Source organism: Marisediminicola sp. UYEF4, assembly GCF_040546025.1.
Classification (GTDB): domain Bacteria; phylum Actinomycetota; class Actinomycetes; order Actinomycetales; family Microbacteriaceae; genus Marisediminicola.
The window spans coordinates 149643-164362 of sequence record NZ_JBEPNA010000005.1 but is presented as its reverse complement, the minus strand read 5'-3'; the positions used below and the strand labels follow the sequence as shown (position 1 = coordinate 164362).

The window sequence follows — 14720 nt, the reverse complement described above, 5'->3', positions numbered from 1 at the left end:
TACCTTTTCGACGATGGGGACTGTTGCAAGCGTGCGCCTGGGGTCCGACGCGGACGCCGCCGACGTGATCGCCGAGCTGAAGGACTCATTCGATGCGATCGAGGACACATTCAGCCTGTATCGCGACGTCTCCGAGTTGGCACGGATGGCCCGTGGCGAGATCGCACTGTGGCAGGCGGGGCCGCGGGTACTGGAGGCGTACGCGCAGGCATTGGACTGGCGCACCGCGACGAACGGCACGTTCTCTCCCCACCGGCCAGACGGGGTGATCGACCTCTCCGGGATTGTCAAGGCAATCGCCATCGCGGATGCGGGTCGCATTCTTGACGGTAGCCAGTCCAACTGGCTGGTGACGGTCGGTGGTGATGTGCTCTCCCGCGGAACGAATGTCGGCCTCCCGTGGCGCTGTGGGATCGTGGATCCCGCCGATCGTGCTGCGCTGCTCTCGGTCACCGAGTTGCAGCCCGACAGACGCGCGGTGGCGACCTCAGGAACCTCAGAGCGCGGCGAGCACGTGTGGCGCAGCGCTCCGGACTCGCCGTTCTGCCAGGTCACGGTGACCGCCTCCGATATCGTCACGGCGGATGTGCTCGCGACAGCGGTTCTCTCGGGTGGTCGTGGGGACCTCGACGACGTGGTCGCGAGATTCGATGTGGGAATACTCGCCGTCACCCGCGACGGGCAGCTGTACGGCACACCGTCAGGTCTCTGACCTTCGGGACGGCGCGAGCTGCCTGGCCTCGGCCGAGAACGACAGCAGCGCCGGGGCGACTTCGTCGCCGATCATCGGGATGCCGTGACCGGCCGCGAGCACGCGGGGCTCGAGGCGGGCGAGTCGCTCCATCGACTCTGCGGCGTCGTGCCGATCCCAGGTCGAGAACCTCGGCGGTCCGGAAACCTGCTGCCGGTGCCGGGAGGGCTCGGCGGGCGAGTTCAGGTTCACGGTCAGTACCGCGTCACCGGAGATGAGCACCCGGTCGGCGGGCCGGAAGAACGACGCATGGCCGGGCGTGTGCCCCGGCGTCGCAATGCACTGCCAGTCGGGCAGCCCGGGCACACCGTCATCGGGGTCGAACGCGTGCACGATCGACCCGAGGTCGAGTTCGCGAGTCTGTGCCGACATCATTCGTGTGGTGATCCGGTTCAGTAGGCCAGTGGGGTACTCGTTCGCCCTGTACCCGCTCGAAACGAGTGGGCGCTCGGCTGGATGCACCTGAACAGGCAGTCCCCAGTGCCTGGCCAGTTCGCGCGCCGACCCGGCGTGGGTGGCATGCAGGTGGGTGAGCAGAATCGCTGCCGGACGGCTCGCGGTCCCGAAGATCGTCTCCGCCGCCGAACGGATTTCATGGGCGTGGTTCGGGCCCGCCGTGTCGATGAGCACCCAGAAGGCTCCTGAGCGCACGAAGTAGACATTCGTCGACGTGATCCCGACCCCCAACCGCAGGCAGTAAACGCCTGGTGCGATCTGCACCGGCGCGGGCGGCACGTCCGAGGACAAATTCACGTCGGAGACGACGGGCGCCCTCCCGATGTATTGCCGGCTCACCGCGAGCTCGAGCATGAAGTCGGCCGCATTGGCGCGGCTCAGCGAGCCACCGGTGACGCCGTCACCGAGGTATCCGACGGCGACGTGCCCGGTACGCGGCCCGTCCCTGAGCGCGAGCGGGCGCACAATCGTCCAGTCGAGGCCGGACTCGCTCACGACCCTCGCCGTCTCGACGACATCGTCGTATCGTTGGCGGCGAAATTGCCGCGTCGCCTGAATGCCGAGGCGGGTCAGCACCGAGGGCTCGTCATTAGGCACGTGCACGCCGGGCCGCGCCACGATGACCAGGCGGCGCACCCCGAACTTCTGCATCGAGGCGACGATGTTCCTCGTCGCCCGTGCGATCGGCGCGCCAGCCCGGTTCTCTGGCTGCCCGAGAAGGCTGACCACCCCGTCGGCGCCCTCGACGGCGCGGTCGATCGCCGCGGCATCCGACAGCTCCCCGTGCGCCACTCGCAGCCGATCGTGAACGATTCCCAGACGCGCCGCCGGACGCACGAGTGCGTTGACCTGGTGACCCTCATCGAGCGCCTGGCCGATCAGAATCCTGCCCGTCGCACCGGATCCGCCGAATATCGCGATGATCATGGTGTTCCTCCTTGACAGGTCAGCCTCTGCTGGATGACATCGACCGGTAAGGGGCGAAGGTCCTCACGACGGTGGGTGCGATCAGCTGCGCGCGATCTCGGCCGAGCCGTCGAAGCCGGCGTCGTGGCTTCCGTCGGCGTTCAGTACGTAGTAGTGATATTGATGCACCGGATGCGTGAACCGCACCCAGATGCGGCCGGCCTCATCGGTTGTCACGAAGTCGATCCACGCGTCATGGTCGGGCCACTCAGCGACCAGACTCGTGATGGCAGCCTCCTGGGCAGCAGTCGCAGTAATTTTGATCGGCATCGATCCTCCTCCGCTGGGTGGGGACACTCCGCGGGTTCGACGATCCGGAGCACTATCGTCCCCCAACTCCGTGGTGTGCGCCAGAGGATCGGTTTCCTGTCCTCCACTGCGCACCCGGCCTACAATGGTGTGAGTCTAGGGCGCTACGGAGTGCCATCTCCCCCCATCGAGAGGCAGTGGCGAATGGACGGCACCGAGGGCAGACGAACAGGCAGGCCCGCCGGCTCACGGCCCAGAGGTGATAGGCACGGAATCCGGTGACGTTCGACGACGTGATCGGCACCCTGGTTCTTGCGGTCGAATCGGTTGGAACGCTCATCATGGTCGGCGGCGGCGCCGTCGCCTTCCTCAGGGCGTTGCTGGAGCTTCGGCGACCCGACCAACGCAAGGGCGCCTACCAGCGACTGCGCCGCACCCTTGGCAGGGCGATACTCCTGGGACTCGAGGTGCTGATCGTGGCCGACATAATCCGGACGATCCTTGTCGAGCCCTCGGTCGAGAGCGTGCTCGTGCTCGGTGCCATCGTTGTCATCCGAATCGCCCTGAGCTTCTCCCTCGAGGTGGAGATCGACGGTGCATGGCCGTGGAGTCGCTGGCGCACTCGTGCCACGGGCGACTCACGGTCGGAGTAGGCGCTCACGGCGGCACAATCGCAAAAAGCAACGATCTTTCGGTCACCGTGCGCCCGCCACAACGGTGCAGGGTGACAGATTGGTGATGGTGCGTAGCGACTCCGCACCCGCGCGCGCTATCGAGACGAAGGCCATCATGAACGACCGATCCACCCTGAGATTTCTGGCCGCCCCGGTCGATGCGGCGGCGGACGGCGCAACCGTGCAGGCGGGCAGCGTACTCGAGTGGATCGATAAGGCGGGCTACGCCTGCGCGGTGGGCTGGAGTCGGTCGGCCTGCGTGACTGCCTACGTGGGCAACGTCCACTTCACCAGGCCAATCGCGGTCGGCGACCTTGTCGAGGCCGAGGCGCGCGTCATCCACACGGGACGGTCCAGTATTCACGTGCTTGTCACGGTGGCATCGGCGGATGCCCGAGACCGCAGGTTCGCGCGGGCAACGCACTGCATTCTCGTCTTCGTCGCCGTGGACGAGAACGGCCGACCTCACGAAGTGCCGAAATGGGCCCCGCGTAGCGGGGAGGACCTCGAGCTCTCGATCGGCGCCGAGAGCCGAATCGCGGCGAGGTCCCGCATCCACGCCGCCATGCGGGAACAGGTGTACAGCGAGGACGGCAGCGGCCCCCGCGTACTTCTGCGGTTCCTCGCCTCACCTTCAGTAGCGAACTTTGGAGGAAACGCGCACGGTGGAACGGTCATGCGCTGGATCGATGAGGCCGCTCGCACCTGTGCGATCGGCTGGAGCAAACGGGCTTCTGTGGCCGTCTACTCCGGCGGCATCCACTTCTACAAGCCGATCCACATCGGCGACATTGTGGAGGTCGAGGCGCGGCTCATCCACACGAGCGCGCGCAGCATGCATTTCGCGATCCACGTGCGATCCGGCGACCCTCGAGGCGAACCGCTCGCCCTCACGACACAGTGCATGAGCATCTTCGTGGCGCCGGATGCGGGCGGGCGCGCCGCGCCGGTGCCCGCGCTTCTGCTGGAAACTGCCGAGGATCTGCGGCTCGACGCCCACGCGCGGCAGCTCACCGAGATGCGGGCCGCGCTCACGGCAATGCCGATCTCGGACGGTGAAGTGGGAACCTCGGTCGGCTGAGCACGTCGCGGGATCCCAGTTCGCGTATCGACCGTGTCGTGACCCGCCGCGGCTCAGGGCAGTGTCGGTGTGGGCAGTCTGCCGCCGCGTCTCGGTGTGCGTGTCGGGTCGATGCTCGCGGGTGGGATGAACCAGGGGACGTTGTCGATGACCTGCACTGTCCGGCGCTCCCAACGGCGCTCGGTCGTTGTTTTCACGGTCGGGAGCGTACGGCGAATTCCTCGTGGTGGTCAAGGCCTCTGCGGTCGGTTTCATGGGTGCTGATGTCGTCCCGGGCGATGTGTTGACCGTGCTCTCGGTGTTATATTCGTCCACCGCTCGCCGGACGTTCTATGTCGATGGTCAATGACGAGAACGGGGTATTCAAAATGGTCGCCAGGCTGCCGTCGTCCGGGGCGCTGCCCGATGGGCAGGCGCCCGGATGCGATACGTCTGGCCTGATCCTCGTTCATCGCATGTTTCGGTGGCTGTACCGCGAGTTACCGGTGCTCATCCGCGAGGTCGGGGATGGCGATGTCGACCGCGCGGCGGTCATCGGGGTGTATGCGAAGCTCTACTTTTTCGCCCTGCACCTGCATCACGAGACCGAGGACATGTTGCTCTGGGATCGGTTGACCACGCGCGACCCCGCCTGCGCGGTGCATGTCGATCAGATGTTGGCTCAGCACGCCGACATCGCGGCAAGGCTCGCTCGCATCGAGCCGCAGGTCGCCCCGTGGGTCGCGACGGCAGAGACGCGACTTCGCGATGCGATCGGCGGCGACATCGAACTCCTGTACGCCAGCCGCGTCACGCATCTCGGCAAAGAGGAGGACGACATACTCCCGGTCGCAGGGGCGATACTTTCACAGCAGGAGTGGGACGAGCTGGAGAAGCACACGCGAGCCACGCTGATTGCGCACCGCAAGAAGCTGCCACGAGACGTGATGTCGTTACAGCTCGGCCTGCTGCTCGCCAGTTTTCCTGAGGCCGAACGGGACGAGTGGTTCCGGACGAACGTTCCGGCACCGGTTCGGGTGCTCTACCTGTTGCTGATGAAGCGAAGGTACGAGCACGCGATGGGCGAGCTCTATCCTGACCGCCCGGTGCCTCCGATGGTCTGAGTGGCGACCGCTACCGGCCTTCTTCCTGCGCAGTGCGATCAAGGATTCTAAACTCGCTCTTGCGAAGGCCCCACCCTTCGCGATGCAGTTGTTCCGGGCGCCGAGTTGCATCGGCGGTCAAGTCCTTTTGTGTGGTGTGTCTGAGTCCGGCGTGATCCTTCGGTTTTTTGTTATGCGGTGAGGGCGTGGACGGCGTCTGTGTCGGGCTGGTCGAACACGGTCTGCAGCAGTGTCTTGACCCACGGCCAGGAGCTCTTCGGGGTGGTGGCCATCGGGTTCGTTGCGTAGTGGGTTCGGCAGCGTTGCCAGCCGGCGCCGGGGAGAGTCGCGCCGGCCGCGGCGACCAGGCTCGCGTGGGCGTCGGAGGTGAGAAGCTTCACTCCGGTGAGGCCTCGCGCGACGAGATCGCGGAAGAACGCCAGCCAGCCCACGCCGTCCTCGGTGGAGGTGACCTGCAGCCCCAGGATCTCGCGGTAGCCCTCGGCGTTGACCCCGGTCGCCAGGAGCACGGCGACCTTGATCACCCGTCCTCCCTCCCTGACCTTCATGGTGAGAGCGTCCGCGGCGACGAACGTGTAGGGGCCCTGGTCCAGTGGGCGGCTGCGGAACTGCTCGACCTGCTCGTCGAGGTCTTTGGCCATCTCGGAGACCTGCGACTTCGACAGGCCCGTGATCCCGAGGGACTGGACGAAATCGTTCATCCGGCGCTCCAGCAGCCACTCGGGGAACTAGGTTCCCTCCCGCAGCTTTGGGATCGCCACGTCGAGCGTCCCGGCGCGAGTGTCGAACTCGCGGTGCCGATACCCGTTGCGGCGATTCGTGCGGGGACGTCGAATAAGCGTGGGGTCCATCAAGTCCCGCGCTCACCGCGGGAGCAAGACTCCCCGGTCAAAGCAAGTTTCCGACTGGCCCGCAGAGCCTCGAACACGAATCCAGTCGCTAATCGGTTCAAGTCTCGTCGCATTATTGGAAACAGGAACCCCAGATCAGGCCCAACTTTCTTATATGGCGGACAGGACTTGAACCCGTGATCGACGGATTGCGACGGGGCCTTCCGGAACCCGCGGCAGCAATTAGACCAACCTCGACTTGCCTCGCCCTGACCGGAGAATCCTTGCCGAATGTGCTCTCATCTCACGCGAATACCTCGACCCGCCTAGACCGATCTCGACTCATAAGCGTTGAATAAGCGTGTGCGCATCAAGTTATTCCAGATGACCGGCGAGAACTGATGGTTGACCTGCGCTTCGGCACGCTCCTGGCCCCGGACATGCTGGACGTCTACCGGGCTATCGCGAATCGGGTCGGCACCGTTCTGCGGTGTACCACCGAACTCGTCGTCGAGACGGATTACGAATCCTGCCGCGCGGACGTCAACGACGTCTGCTTCGTGTGCAGCTTGCCCTATGTCATGTTCGAGCGTCAGGGCATCGACCCGGCAGTTCCCGTGGCAGCGCCCGTGCTCGCCGGTCGCCGATACCATGGCCAGCCGATCTACTACTCGGACGTGATCGTCCGAAGAGACAGCCCGTTTCGGTCGTTCGCCGACCTTCGGGGCCATTCCTGGGCGTACAACGAGCGGCTGTCGCAGTCCGGCTACGGGATCACGCGGTACACGATGGTCGAGAGAGGTCTGACGGCTGGCTTCTTCGGCGAAATCGTCGAGGCTGGCTTCCACGAGGCCGCGATCCGGCTCGTCGCCGAGGGTGAAGTCGACGCATCGGCGATCGACTCGCAGGTGCTTTGGGTCGAGCTGGGCCACCACCCCGAGTTGGCGGCACGGCTTCGCGTTCTCGAAGCCCTCGGTCCGTCGACCATCCAACCGGTCGCCGTCAGCCGACGGATCGACTCGGTCCTGCGCTCGCGGATCCAAGACGCCCTCGTCTCCATGCACCGGGACCCCGAGATCGTACAAGCACTCGCACGCGGCATGATCACTCGCCTCGTCCCGGTCGGACCCCAGAGCTACGACGACATCAGGAGGATGGTCGACGCCTGCCAGCGAGCCGGATACATGGAGCTGAGGTGACCTCCTGAGTAGCCACGTGCGGGATCGGGAACCGTTGTGGGCCTTGCCGCTATCGCGATGGCCGCAGCAGCCGTCGAAAAGGCGAGCTTCTTCGACGTCTTCGGTGTCATCCAGGCTGGCACCGACAGCGCACCGCCGGTGTCGCGCTACAGAGCTGCTGATGGTGCCGTCCCGCTGGGTGGCAACTCCGCATAGTGCGGCCAAGGCAGGCTTGGCCGCGCTCCTCGGCCGTGGTCAGTGATTTGCGGCCAGCGATTGTCCGATGATGGGTGCCCCGTCGGCGAATGCGCCGGGGTTGGGGCCGGAGTAGTTGAGTCTGACGAAGGAGCCGGTGGGTTGGGCCGGGAACCAGTTGGAGCCTGCGGCGATCATGACTCCGGCGGCTTCGCAGTCTGAAGTCAGACGGTCGATGTTGGTTGCGCGGGGTAGACGAGCCCAGGGATTGAGGCCGCCCGCCGGAACATTCTGGGGGCCGAGGTTGCGGAGGTGGGTCTGCCATCCGGGTTCGGTGACGACGTCGAGTGCTGCGGCTTGGAGGCGTCCGCTGACGTACGTCGACTCGGCACCGCGGTCGGCAAGGATGCGTTCTCTGGCGGGGCCACGCACGATGATGGCGGCATGCGAATTGACGGCGAAACGCTCTTGGTGAGCGATCGAACGTGAACGACATGCCCAGCATCGTCGCGCGCCGCGACCGATCGCGGGTCGGTATCGATACCGAAATCATGCGCCCAGTCGTCCTCGACGAGCGCGGCCTCGTTCTGGCTTGCGCCGGTGGCGCTGACCTGTCGCGTCTCGCCATCCCAGTCGCGGAAGGGGTGAACGCGCGGTACCGCCCGGGGCGACCTTCACCGTCTCAATCGTGCCGAAAGTACTGACTGGTAGTCGTGGACGACCGGCCATCAGATCTGTCGTCCATGAATCGCCGCGCTGGGTTGCGGCTCGTGGAGATCGTCCAGCCAGTGACGAACGTCGGAGACGCGGTAGCGAATCTCCCGCCCGACTCGAATGCCAGACGGGCCTCGACCGTCGGTGTGCGGGTCGTAGATCGCCTGCGCGTGCGCGCCGAGGTAGTCGGCGAGCTCGCTCGTTGTCGGCACGGACTCGAGACCGAGCCCGGAGAGGCGTTGAGTATCCATAACTCGTAGGTGTCCGAGGCCGACCCAAGTGAATCGAACTGGGTCGAGCACCCCGCATGGAGGGGCGTGGAGCCGGCCGTTGCTTGGCAATAAATGCTGTCTAGACATTAAACGCATCGAGTCTTGTCCTTTTGATGGAACAAGAAACGCTGATCAGACAGTCCCTTCAGAAGGGCGGGCGGGACTTGAACCCGTGACCGACGGGTTGCGACGGGGCCTTCCAGAACCCGCAGCAACAGTTAGACCAACCTCGACTGACCTCGCCCTGACCGGGGATTCCATGCCGAATGTGCTCCCATTTTACTCGAACACCTCGACTCGCCTAGATCAGTCTCGACGCATACACGTTGAATAAACGTGTGCGCATCAAGTCGCGGGGTTCGACGCGCTTTGCGGGGCAACCGCGGATGCGACCACTGGAGTGGCGGTGTCACCGGTGATACCATTTCTGCATGCCCATGACCCTTCGTCTTACGGATGACGAGATTGGTGCCCTGCGTCGACGTGCCGAATACGAGTCCCGTTCCATGCAAGAGGTCGTCAAGCAAGCGGTGCGTGAATACGTCGAGAACCACAGTCGCCAGGACCTCTTGAGCAGCGTCCTCGACGAGGAGCTCCCCCGCTACGCCGAGGCGCTAGACCGCCTCGGAAAGTGATCTACCTCACCTACGCCGACCTCCTCTACATCGGGCAACGAACGCTCGGGGCAGACATGCCGATCCGCGACCAGGGGTTGCTCGAATCAGCACTCGCCCGACCACGAGCGAGCGCGTTCGGAAAAGACGCCTACGAATCTCTCAACGAGAAGGCCGCCGCGCTGACCCACTCCCTGGCCCGCAACCACGGCCTGATCGACGGGAACAAGCGACTGAGTCTCGCTGCTCTGATCGCGTTCCTCGGCATGAACGGACGACGGCTCAGCTGGTCCAACGATGAGGCATACGAGTTCATCATGGATGTCGCCTCCGGGCGCCTCGACGGCGTTGTCGAGATAGCTGCGCGGATCGCCTCGGGCAACGAAGCACGCTAGGGCGACGCGGCCACGTCAGCCCTGAATGACGGGCCGACGGCATCCGACATCTGCCCCAGCCGCTCCCGCCCGCCGTGAGGGGGAGATTGCTCCCGGGAATGTGCATCTTGAAACGGAGGCTTTCCGTTCCCGCAATCGCCGTACTCGATCGGGCTGACCTGCTCGCCACGGTACTCCTCCGACGGGAACGCTCGGCGCGGGGACGGTCTCGACGTGAAGTGAGCGCAGGGGGAATCAGGCGGTGAGTAGCCGCCAACCCACACCGGCATCAGCACCAAGCACGACCGTGTCCAAGCTGGCATCCCTCAACGGTCCCGGCCCGGAAGGATCTGCCATTTCGTCCCATACAAATCGCGCCCGCTCACGCTCGTTGGGGTCCGGCTTGAATAGCGATGCGAAACCGTTGATGTCGATACACATGCCCACGAGGGGGCCGCCGGCACCTTCCCTATAGATCACAAGCGGGTAATTCTCGGGCGAAAGACCGGTGCCGATCAACAACACCGAAGCCCCGTGATCGTAGGAGATATCCCGATCTCGCAGTTGCGCTCTCAGTTCGGCAATGAACAATGCGGGGTCAAGGTGCTCGTGCCGCAAGGGGCTCCCCTCCAGACTGCTTCTACGTTGGACACGGCTGGAGAGCGTTCAAGGCCATGATCAACCCAGTCTGATTCTTCGCATCTGCCCATGCCTACATGATTGTTGTTGGTGCCGCAGTAGCAGGGCCCGTGCCCACAGCAATTAGAGCCTAGAGGGCGCCCGCCGCAAGCGAGACAAGCGCTCACCGGAGGGCGCGTTCCGGCGATTAGTCGACCGCGCCGGCCTCGCCCTGGGGAAGTAACGGCCAGGGCGACCACTGTCCGGCAATCGCAAGCGCGGTTCGCGCGAACTTCACACGCTCGTCTGGCAGGTCATTGGTGCGGCTGCGCCCGGATCGCATACCGACACCAGGCCCATCGAGCCGGTATTCGATCCAGCGCTCCGGCCAGGGATCCAATCACTCAGGATAGCCGCCTGACGCGATGGTGCGCACGGTCCATTCGAGCTCGTCTGCCACGTTCGTGACATCGTCATCGCAGGCGTCCCCGCCGCACACGGGCAAGTGGAAATCGTGAAGCACACCTGAGTGAAGGAATAACCCCGGAAACCCCGTGAAGACTATTGTCAGCGGGGCCGCTGTCGGCTCGCGCGGTATGACCGCTAACAGACCCGGACTGCGCGAACAACTGGGCATCGAACGGTCACGGCGAATTTATGCGCTGTTTCACCGCTCGTTCCGCGAGGACCCCGACATAGTCCTTGATGGGGCGGTCCTTAAGGTGGGCAACTTCCGCGCGAACCTGTCCTTCAATATCGGCGCGATCCTGGGTCGGGAACTTCTTCAGCAGGCTTTCGGTCACGTGCCGGACGACTTGTTCAACCTGGGGTTGAGTAGTCACACGCGAAGTGCAGAGGTTCGAGTCGCAATTGCGAACCAAATAATGTCGCTGCACCGGCACTCGCTGCGTCGGGGCAACCAGCGATACTGATGTCCCGATGCCGCGAGATCATCGGTAAGAGCGCTTGGTGGTTTTCTGTCAGGCGACAGCCCTAACACTGCCGAGGAGGCCGCGCACCACGGCGTCGTACTCTGCAATCATGCGTTCACGTCCGAACCGCGCGCGGGCAGCGAGAGCGTGGCTGCGTAGCTCCGGTCGCCGATCGAGTACCTCGTCCCAGGTCGCGACGATATCGGCGAGATCGTGCGTCGTGACACGACCAATGTCCTCCACCGTCAGCGCAGCGTCGCCGACATCCGTGGTGACCGGTGTCGCGCCTGACGCGGCGCCTTCGAGCAGGCACAGCGGTGACGCTTCGCCGAAAGCACTTGTAAGCGCGACGATGTCGGCAATCTGGTAGACCGCGGGCATGTCATCGCGGATGCCGAGAGCATGCAGATTTGTTGAGCTGCTGATGGCCGACTCCTTCGCCAAAGCACGGAATGCCTCATTCTCCAGCGTCATTCCAGCGCCGCACACAAGATAATGCGTCTCCGGGCGATCCCGGGAATGCAGGGCCACGGAACGCAGGAACAGCCCGGGGTCTTTCATGACGTCGAACCTGGCAGCAAAAACGACGACGGGCACTGCCGCCGGAATGCCGAGCGCTTGCCGCGTCGCCGCCTGCTCAACCTCTGTACCGGGCTGGAAGCGATCGGTGTCTATTCCGTTGCCGATAACGAATCGCCCCGCAATGGGCGGGAGAAACGGCTGGTACGCGTCACTGGTCGATTGGGCGCACGAGATTTGCGCCGTTACAAGACCGGTCGAGGCTGCTTCGCGGAGCCACGAGAGGGCCTCTCCCGAGTGCTCCGGGTCGGATCGATGCAGGCATGCTGCCACCGGGATGTCTGGCATCATCCCGCGCTCGTGTAAGGCAAGGAGCAGCCCGAGCGGCTGCTCCTTCAGAGACAGGATCACGTCCGCTTGATTGATCACGTTCGCGGCGATGCGCAGCTGACGATCGGTGAACGAGGATGGCGCAGGAGCCTCCGCCCCGCCAAGTCGTCCCAGCGTCGTCACCTCGATACCTGCGCCGGCTAACCGGACAAAGCGCGGGTCTCGGCGCAGGTGCTGGATAGACGACTCCCTGCGGACTGCGGATGCGATCGACAGGACGCTGTGCTGTTGGTCTCCCCCGACGTGGAGTCCGGCGATGACATCGGTATGCAGGATGCGGGCTCCGCCAGCAAAGAACCCCTCGTAGAGGGAGAGGACTCGAATGGAACGGTTCATCGCAGCGACTTTCGAGAGGGAGAAGGTGGTGTGATCGCAGCGACGCTTCGAACGCATCACCCCACGTCCGCCACACCGCGACGATGCCGTTCGAACAATGTTGGAGGATGCACGGCCGAATCTCGATGAACCGGCGGTGTGCATCGGGTGAACGACTGGTCGACCGGGCGGGGCGGGCAACATCCACCGCAGTTGCCTGACTCTCGCATCGGCCGAACGCTTTGGCGGGCGACCTCAGCGATGCCGTCACTGGTCAGGAGCAGCTGATCCTCACGGGCATCGCTGACCTCGCAACCGTGATTGGAGGGCGGCAAGGCATGATTGGAGTGCGAAGAAAACTCCATCGCGGCGTTGTCGCCGCAGGCGCCGAGGTGTCCCATCGACCCGGTGATCCTGTTGTCCTCCAAGTCCCGGACGAAGGCTTTGAAGCGAACTTGAGACTCGCGGCCGGAGTGTATCAACGCGCCCGCGATATCGCGTTGGCTGATCGCGCTCCGGGCCGCTGGAACGCCGAGGGAAGCCCCTATTTTGGAGTCGATCGAGTAGCCGGCATGTTCGGGAGGACGTCCTTGATCGCGCAGAGGCAGAACTTGCCCTCGTCGATTGAATGCTCGGTGATGGTCGGGCAGCCAGAACTCGTTCCTGCTCGGTCGCCACGACCCGAAGGAGCCCGAGCTCAGGCCAAGTAGATCGAGACCGCTCCGGCACCTTCCGCGCCCGCGGGCTCCGATGTGGCGGCAGGCGACAATAATCGTTGGACGGGCGTTATGCCCGATCGACGCTTGCCGCGACAGCGGGACGAAAATCATCGACTCCCCAAGCCACACCTGCACCGGACGAACCGTGGCGCGTCAGGACAGCATCGGCAGCAGCTGACGCGACCGGAAGAATTGCCTTCGGGCTGGAAGCACCCGCAATCCCAAGCCGCCAACGAACATCGTTTGCTCCAGTGAGACCTTGAGCGCCCTCAAGCTCACACTGGCGGATTCCGTGCCGCAACGAAGCGAGATCGCTCAGGCGCCGTCCCACCGGAGGGTCCCAGCGGCTCAAACCAAACAACAAGCGTTAAGTAAACGCAGGGCCCATCGAGTCCCGCCCTCGCAGTGGGACGAAAATCCCAGTAGCGCACTTCAGAGCGGAATAGAGAGACTTGCTAAGACCGACTGCTGGTGGGCAAGTCGCGCAGCATTTTCTCAACCAGGAAAGCTTGATCAGAAGCAGATTCTTGGTAGGGCGGACGAGACTTGAACTCGCGACCGACGGATTATGGCGGGGCCTTCCAGGACCCGCAACAACAGTTAGACCAACCTCGGATGACCTCGCCCTGACCGGGGATTCCTTGCCGAATGTGTTCCCATTTTACTCGCACACCTCGACTCACCCAGAGCGATCTCGACACATAAGCGTTGAATAAACGTGTGCGCATCAAGTCGCAGCGTGCGCGGGCTTCACTCCCCCGCAACTTAGGTACACGTCGAGGTCAAGTTCTCCCGGCGATTGCTGCCAGGTCGACCACGACGTCGTGCCCGTTGACCGAGACGACGATCCGCGGATCGGTGGCTCCCACGGCAACGAGGTAGCTCCTGAGCGTGGACAGGAGCAAGTCGCCGCGGTTCTCGACCTGCGAGACGGCTCCCTGCGTGATCTCCAGTGCGCGGGCGATATCCGTCTGCGTGAGTTTCGCGGCCTCGCGGATCATTGCGAGGCTCATCGCGTGCGTGCGGTCGAGCTCCGCGGCCTCCTTCTCTATCTCGGCCACCGCCTGGGCAACGCCCGGTCGCGCAAGCGTCGTGCGCAGCCGGTCATCGCCGCACACGAAGGTGTTGTTGGTCATTGTGATGCCTGCTTCTCTGCGATCCATCAGTCGGTCATCTGGTCTGCTCGCGTGCCAACTGAGTTGCAAGAGGGGCTGTGAGCGTGTCGCCGGCAGAGGGTGAGCAGGGGCGGTCAGTAGTGCTCGCGCGCTTGCAGAATGACAATGTGGTCGTCCGTCACGAAGTAGACCAAGCGGTTCGCATCATCGATGCGGCGGGACCACGCGCCAGAGAGAATGTGTCTGAGAGGCTCAGGCTTGCCGATGCCGGCGAACGGATCGCGCAGCGTATCGGTGATCAGCTGGTTGATGCGCTTGAGGGTCTTACGGTCCTGGGTCTGCCAGTAGACATAGTCCTCCCACCCGTTCGGGTCGAAGGTGATCGTGCGTGTCAAGCGCGCGTCACGCGTCCAATAGGCCGTGCTGTTCGAACTCGCCGCGTCGGGCACGCTCGATCGCCGTGAGCAACCGTTCGGCGTTCGCCGGGTTTCGCAGCAGGTGGGCCGTCTCGGTCATTGCGTCGTAGTCGTCCTTCGACAGGATGACCACGTTTCCGTGTCGGGAAACAACCTCAACAGCAGTGTGGTCGTCGTTGACCTGCTGGATAAGCCCGAACAGGCTCTTGCGTGCTTCGGTCGCGGTGATCGCTGACATG

Annotated in this window: 19 protein-coding genes and 2 pseudogenes; 8 read left to right on the top strand and 13 right to left on the bottom strand. The window is 64.2% G+C overall.

Translation table 11 applies throughout. The features are described from left to right. Positions 1–13: 13 nt before the first annotated feature. A complete protein-coding gene (locus ABIB15_RS07615) occupies positions 14–712 on the top strand; it encodes an FAD:protein FMN transferase (RefSeq protein WP_354476569.1) in 699 nt (232 codons plus the stop codon). On the opposite strand, the gene ABIB15_RS07610 is transcribed toward ABIB15_RS07615, so the two are convergent. Next, entirely contained in the window at positions 701–2134 is a 1434-nt protein-coding gene (locus ABIB15_RS07610) for an NAD(P)H-binding protein (RefSeq protein ID WP_354476567.1), read from the bottom strand. The genes ABIB15_RS07615 and ABIB15_RS07610 overlap by 12 nt on opposite strands. Before the next feature lie 81 nt (positions 2135–2215). Further along, positions 2216–2443: a hypothetical protein gene (locus ABIB15_RS07605; protein ID WP_354476566.1), complete on the bottom strand. Its 228-nt coding sequence runs from the start codon at positions 2441–2443 to the stop codon at positions 2216–2218. Between the two features lie 257 nt (positions 2444–2700). On the opposite strand from ABIB15_RS07605, the gene ABIB15_RS07600 reads away from it, so the two are divergent. The 3 genes from ABIB15_RS07600 (at position 2701) to ABIB15_RS07590 (ending at position 5280) form a co-directional block, all read left to right on the top strand. Continuing rightward, positions 2701–3075, top strand: a complete 375-nt coding sequence (locus ABIB15_RS07600; protein WP_354476564.1) for a DUF1622 domain-containing protein — start codon at positions 2701–2703, stop codon at positions 3073–3075. Positions 3076–3211: 136 nt separating this feature from the next. Next, entirely contained in the window at positions 3212–4177 is a 966-nt protein-coding gene (locus ABIB15_RS07595; RefSeq protein WP_354476562.1) for an acyl-CoA thioesterase, read from the top strand. A 338-nt stretch (positions 4178–4515) separates the two neighbouring features. Further along, the gene (locus ABIB15_RS07590) at positions 4516–5280 is read left to right on the top strand and encodes a hemerythrin domain-containing protein (RefSeq protein ID WP_354476560.1); all 765 of its coding nucleotides are present in this window, start codon (positions 4516–4518) and stop codon (positions 5278–5280) included. Between the two features lie 182 nt (positions 5281–5462). Here the strand turns inward: ABIB15_RS07590 and ABIB15_RS07585 are convergent. After that, positions 5463–6104 (bottom strand): annotated as a pseudogene (locus ABIB15_RS07585) (IS256 family transposase); the annotation flags it as partial. A 407-nt stretch (positions 6105–6511) separates the two neighbouring features. Between ABIB15_RS07585 and ABIB15_RS07580 the strand changes: the two are divergent. Both ABIB15_RS07580 and ABIB15_RS07575 read left to right on the top strand, forming a co-directional pair. Continuing rightward, positions 6512–7309: a PhnD/SsuA/transferrin family substrate-binding protein gene (locus ABIB15_RS07580; RefSeq protein ID WP_354476558.1), complete on the top strand. Its 798-nt coding sequence runs from the start codon at positions 6512–6514 to the stop codon at positions 7307–7309. 36 nt (positions 7310–7345) lie between these two features. Next, a complete protein-coding gene (locus tag ABIB15_RS07575; protein ID WP_354476556.1) occupies positions 7346–7504 on the top strand; it encodes a hypothetical protein in 159 nt (52 codons plus the stop codon). Positions 7505–7543: 39 nt separating this feature from the next. On the opposite strand, the pseudogene ABIB15_RS07570 reads toward ABIB15_RS07575, so the two are convergent. After that, positions 7544–8079: pseudogene (locus ABIB15_RS07570) on the bottom strand (aminotransferase-like domain-containing protein); the annotation flags it as partial. A gap of 132 nt (positions 8080–8211) precedes the next feature. Then, a complete protein-coding gene (locus tag ABIB15_RS07565; RefSeq protein ID WP_354476554.1) occupies positions 8212–8448 on the bottom strand; it encodes a helix-turn-helix transcriptional regulator in 237 nt (78 codons plus the stop codon). 452 nt (positions 8449–8900) lie between these two features. Here ABIB15_RS07565 and ABIB15_RS07560 point away from each other — a divergent pair, with 452 nt between their 5' ends. Continuing rightward, on the top strand, positions 8901–9104 hold the full coding sequence (locus ABIB15_RS07560) for a ribbon-helix-helix protein, CopG family (RefSeq protein WP_354476552.1): 204 nt from the start codon (positions 8901–8903) through the stop codon (positions 9102–9104). Then, positions 9101–9478 (top strand): type II toxin-antitoxin system death-on-curing family toxin, encoded by a 378-nt coding sequence (locus ABIB15_RS07555; RefSeq protein ID WP_354476551.1) that lies wholly within the window; start codon positions 9101–9103, stop codon positions 9476–9478. The genes ABIB15_RS07560 and ABIB15_RS07555 overlap by 4 nt, the downstream gene beginning before the upstream one ends. A 234-nt stretch (positions 9479–9712) precedes the next feature. Here the strand turns inward: ABIB15_RS07555 and ABIB15_RS07550 are convergent, their stop codons facing one another. From ABIB15_RS07550 to ABIB15_RS07515, 8 genes are all read right to left on the bottom strand, one after another. Further along, a complete protein-coding gene (locus ABIB15_RS07550; RefSeq protein ID WP_354476549.1) occupies positions 9713–10075 on the bottom strand; it encodes a hypothetical protein in 363 nt (120 codons plus the stop codon). Positions 10076–10283: 208 nt separating this feature from the next. Then, complete coding sequence (locus ABIB15_RS07545; RefSeq protein WP_354476547.1) at positions 10284–10475, bottom strand: hypothetical protein; 192 nt, start codon at positions 10473–10475, stop codon at positions 10284–10286. Beyond that, entirely contained in the window at positions 10476–10712 is a 237-nt protein-coding gene (locus tag ABIB15_RS07540) for a DUF6226 family protein (protein WP_354476545.1), read from the bottom strand. It abuts the gene before it with no gap. Between the two features lie 7 nt (positions 10713–10719). Next, complete coding sequence (locus tag ABIB15_RS07535) at positions 10720–10878, bottom strand: three-helix bundle dimerization domain-containing protein (RefSeq protein WP_354476617.1); 159 nt, start codon at positions 10876–10878, stop codon at positions 10720–10722. Between the two features lie 177 nt (positions 10879–11055). Next, positions 11056–12252 carry a glycosyltransferase gene (locus ABIB15_RS07530; protein WP_354476543.1) on the bottom strand — a complete coding sequence of 399 codons (1197 nt, stop codon included), beginning with the start codon at positions 12250–12252 and terminating at the stop codon, positions 11056–11058. Between the two features lie 1480 nt (positions 12253–13732). Next, positions 13733–14086, bottom strand: coding sequence for a helix-turn-helix domain-containing protein (locus ABIB15_RS07525; protein WP_354476541.1), 354 nt, complete (start codon positions 14084–14086; stop codon positions 13733–13735). A gap of 113 nt (positions 14087–14199) precedes the next feature. Further along, the gene (locus ABIB15_RS07520; protein WP_354476539.1) at positions 14200–14460 is read right to left on the bottom strand and encodes a Txe/YoeB family addiction module toxin; all 261 of its coding nucleotides are present in this window, start codon (positions 14458–14460) and stop codon (positions 14200–14202) included. A 7-nt stretch (positions 14461–14467) separates the two neighbouring features. Beyond that, positions 14468–14719: a type II toxin-antitoxin system Phd/YefM family antitoxin gene (locus tag ABIB15_RS07515; protein WP_354476537.1), complete on the bottom strand. Its 252-nt coding sequence runs from the start codon at positions 14717–14719 to the stop codon at positions 14468–14470. Between the last annotated feature and the right edge of the window lies 1 nt (position 14720).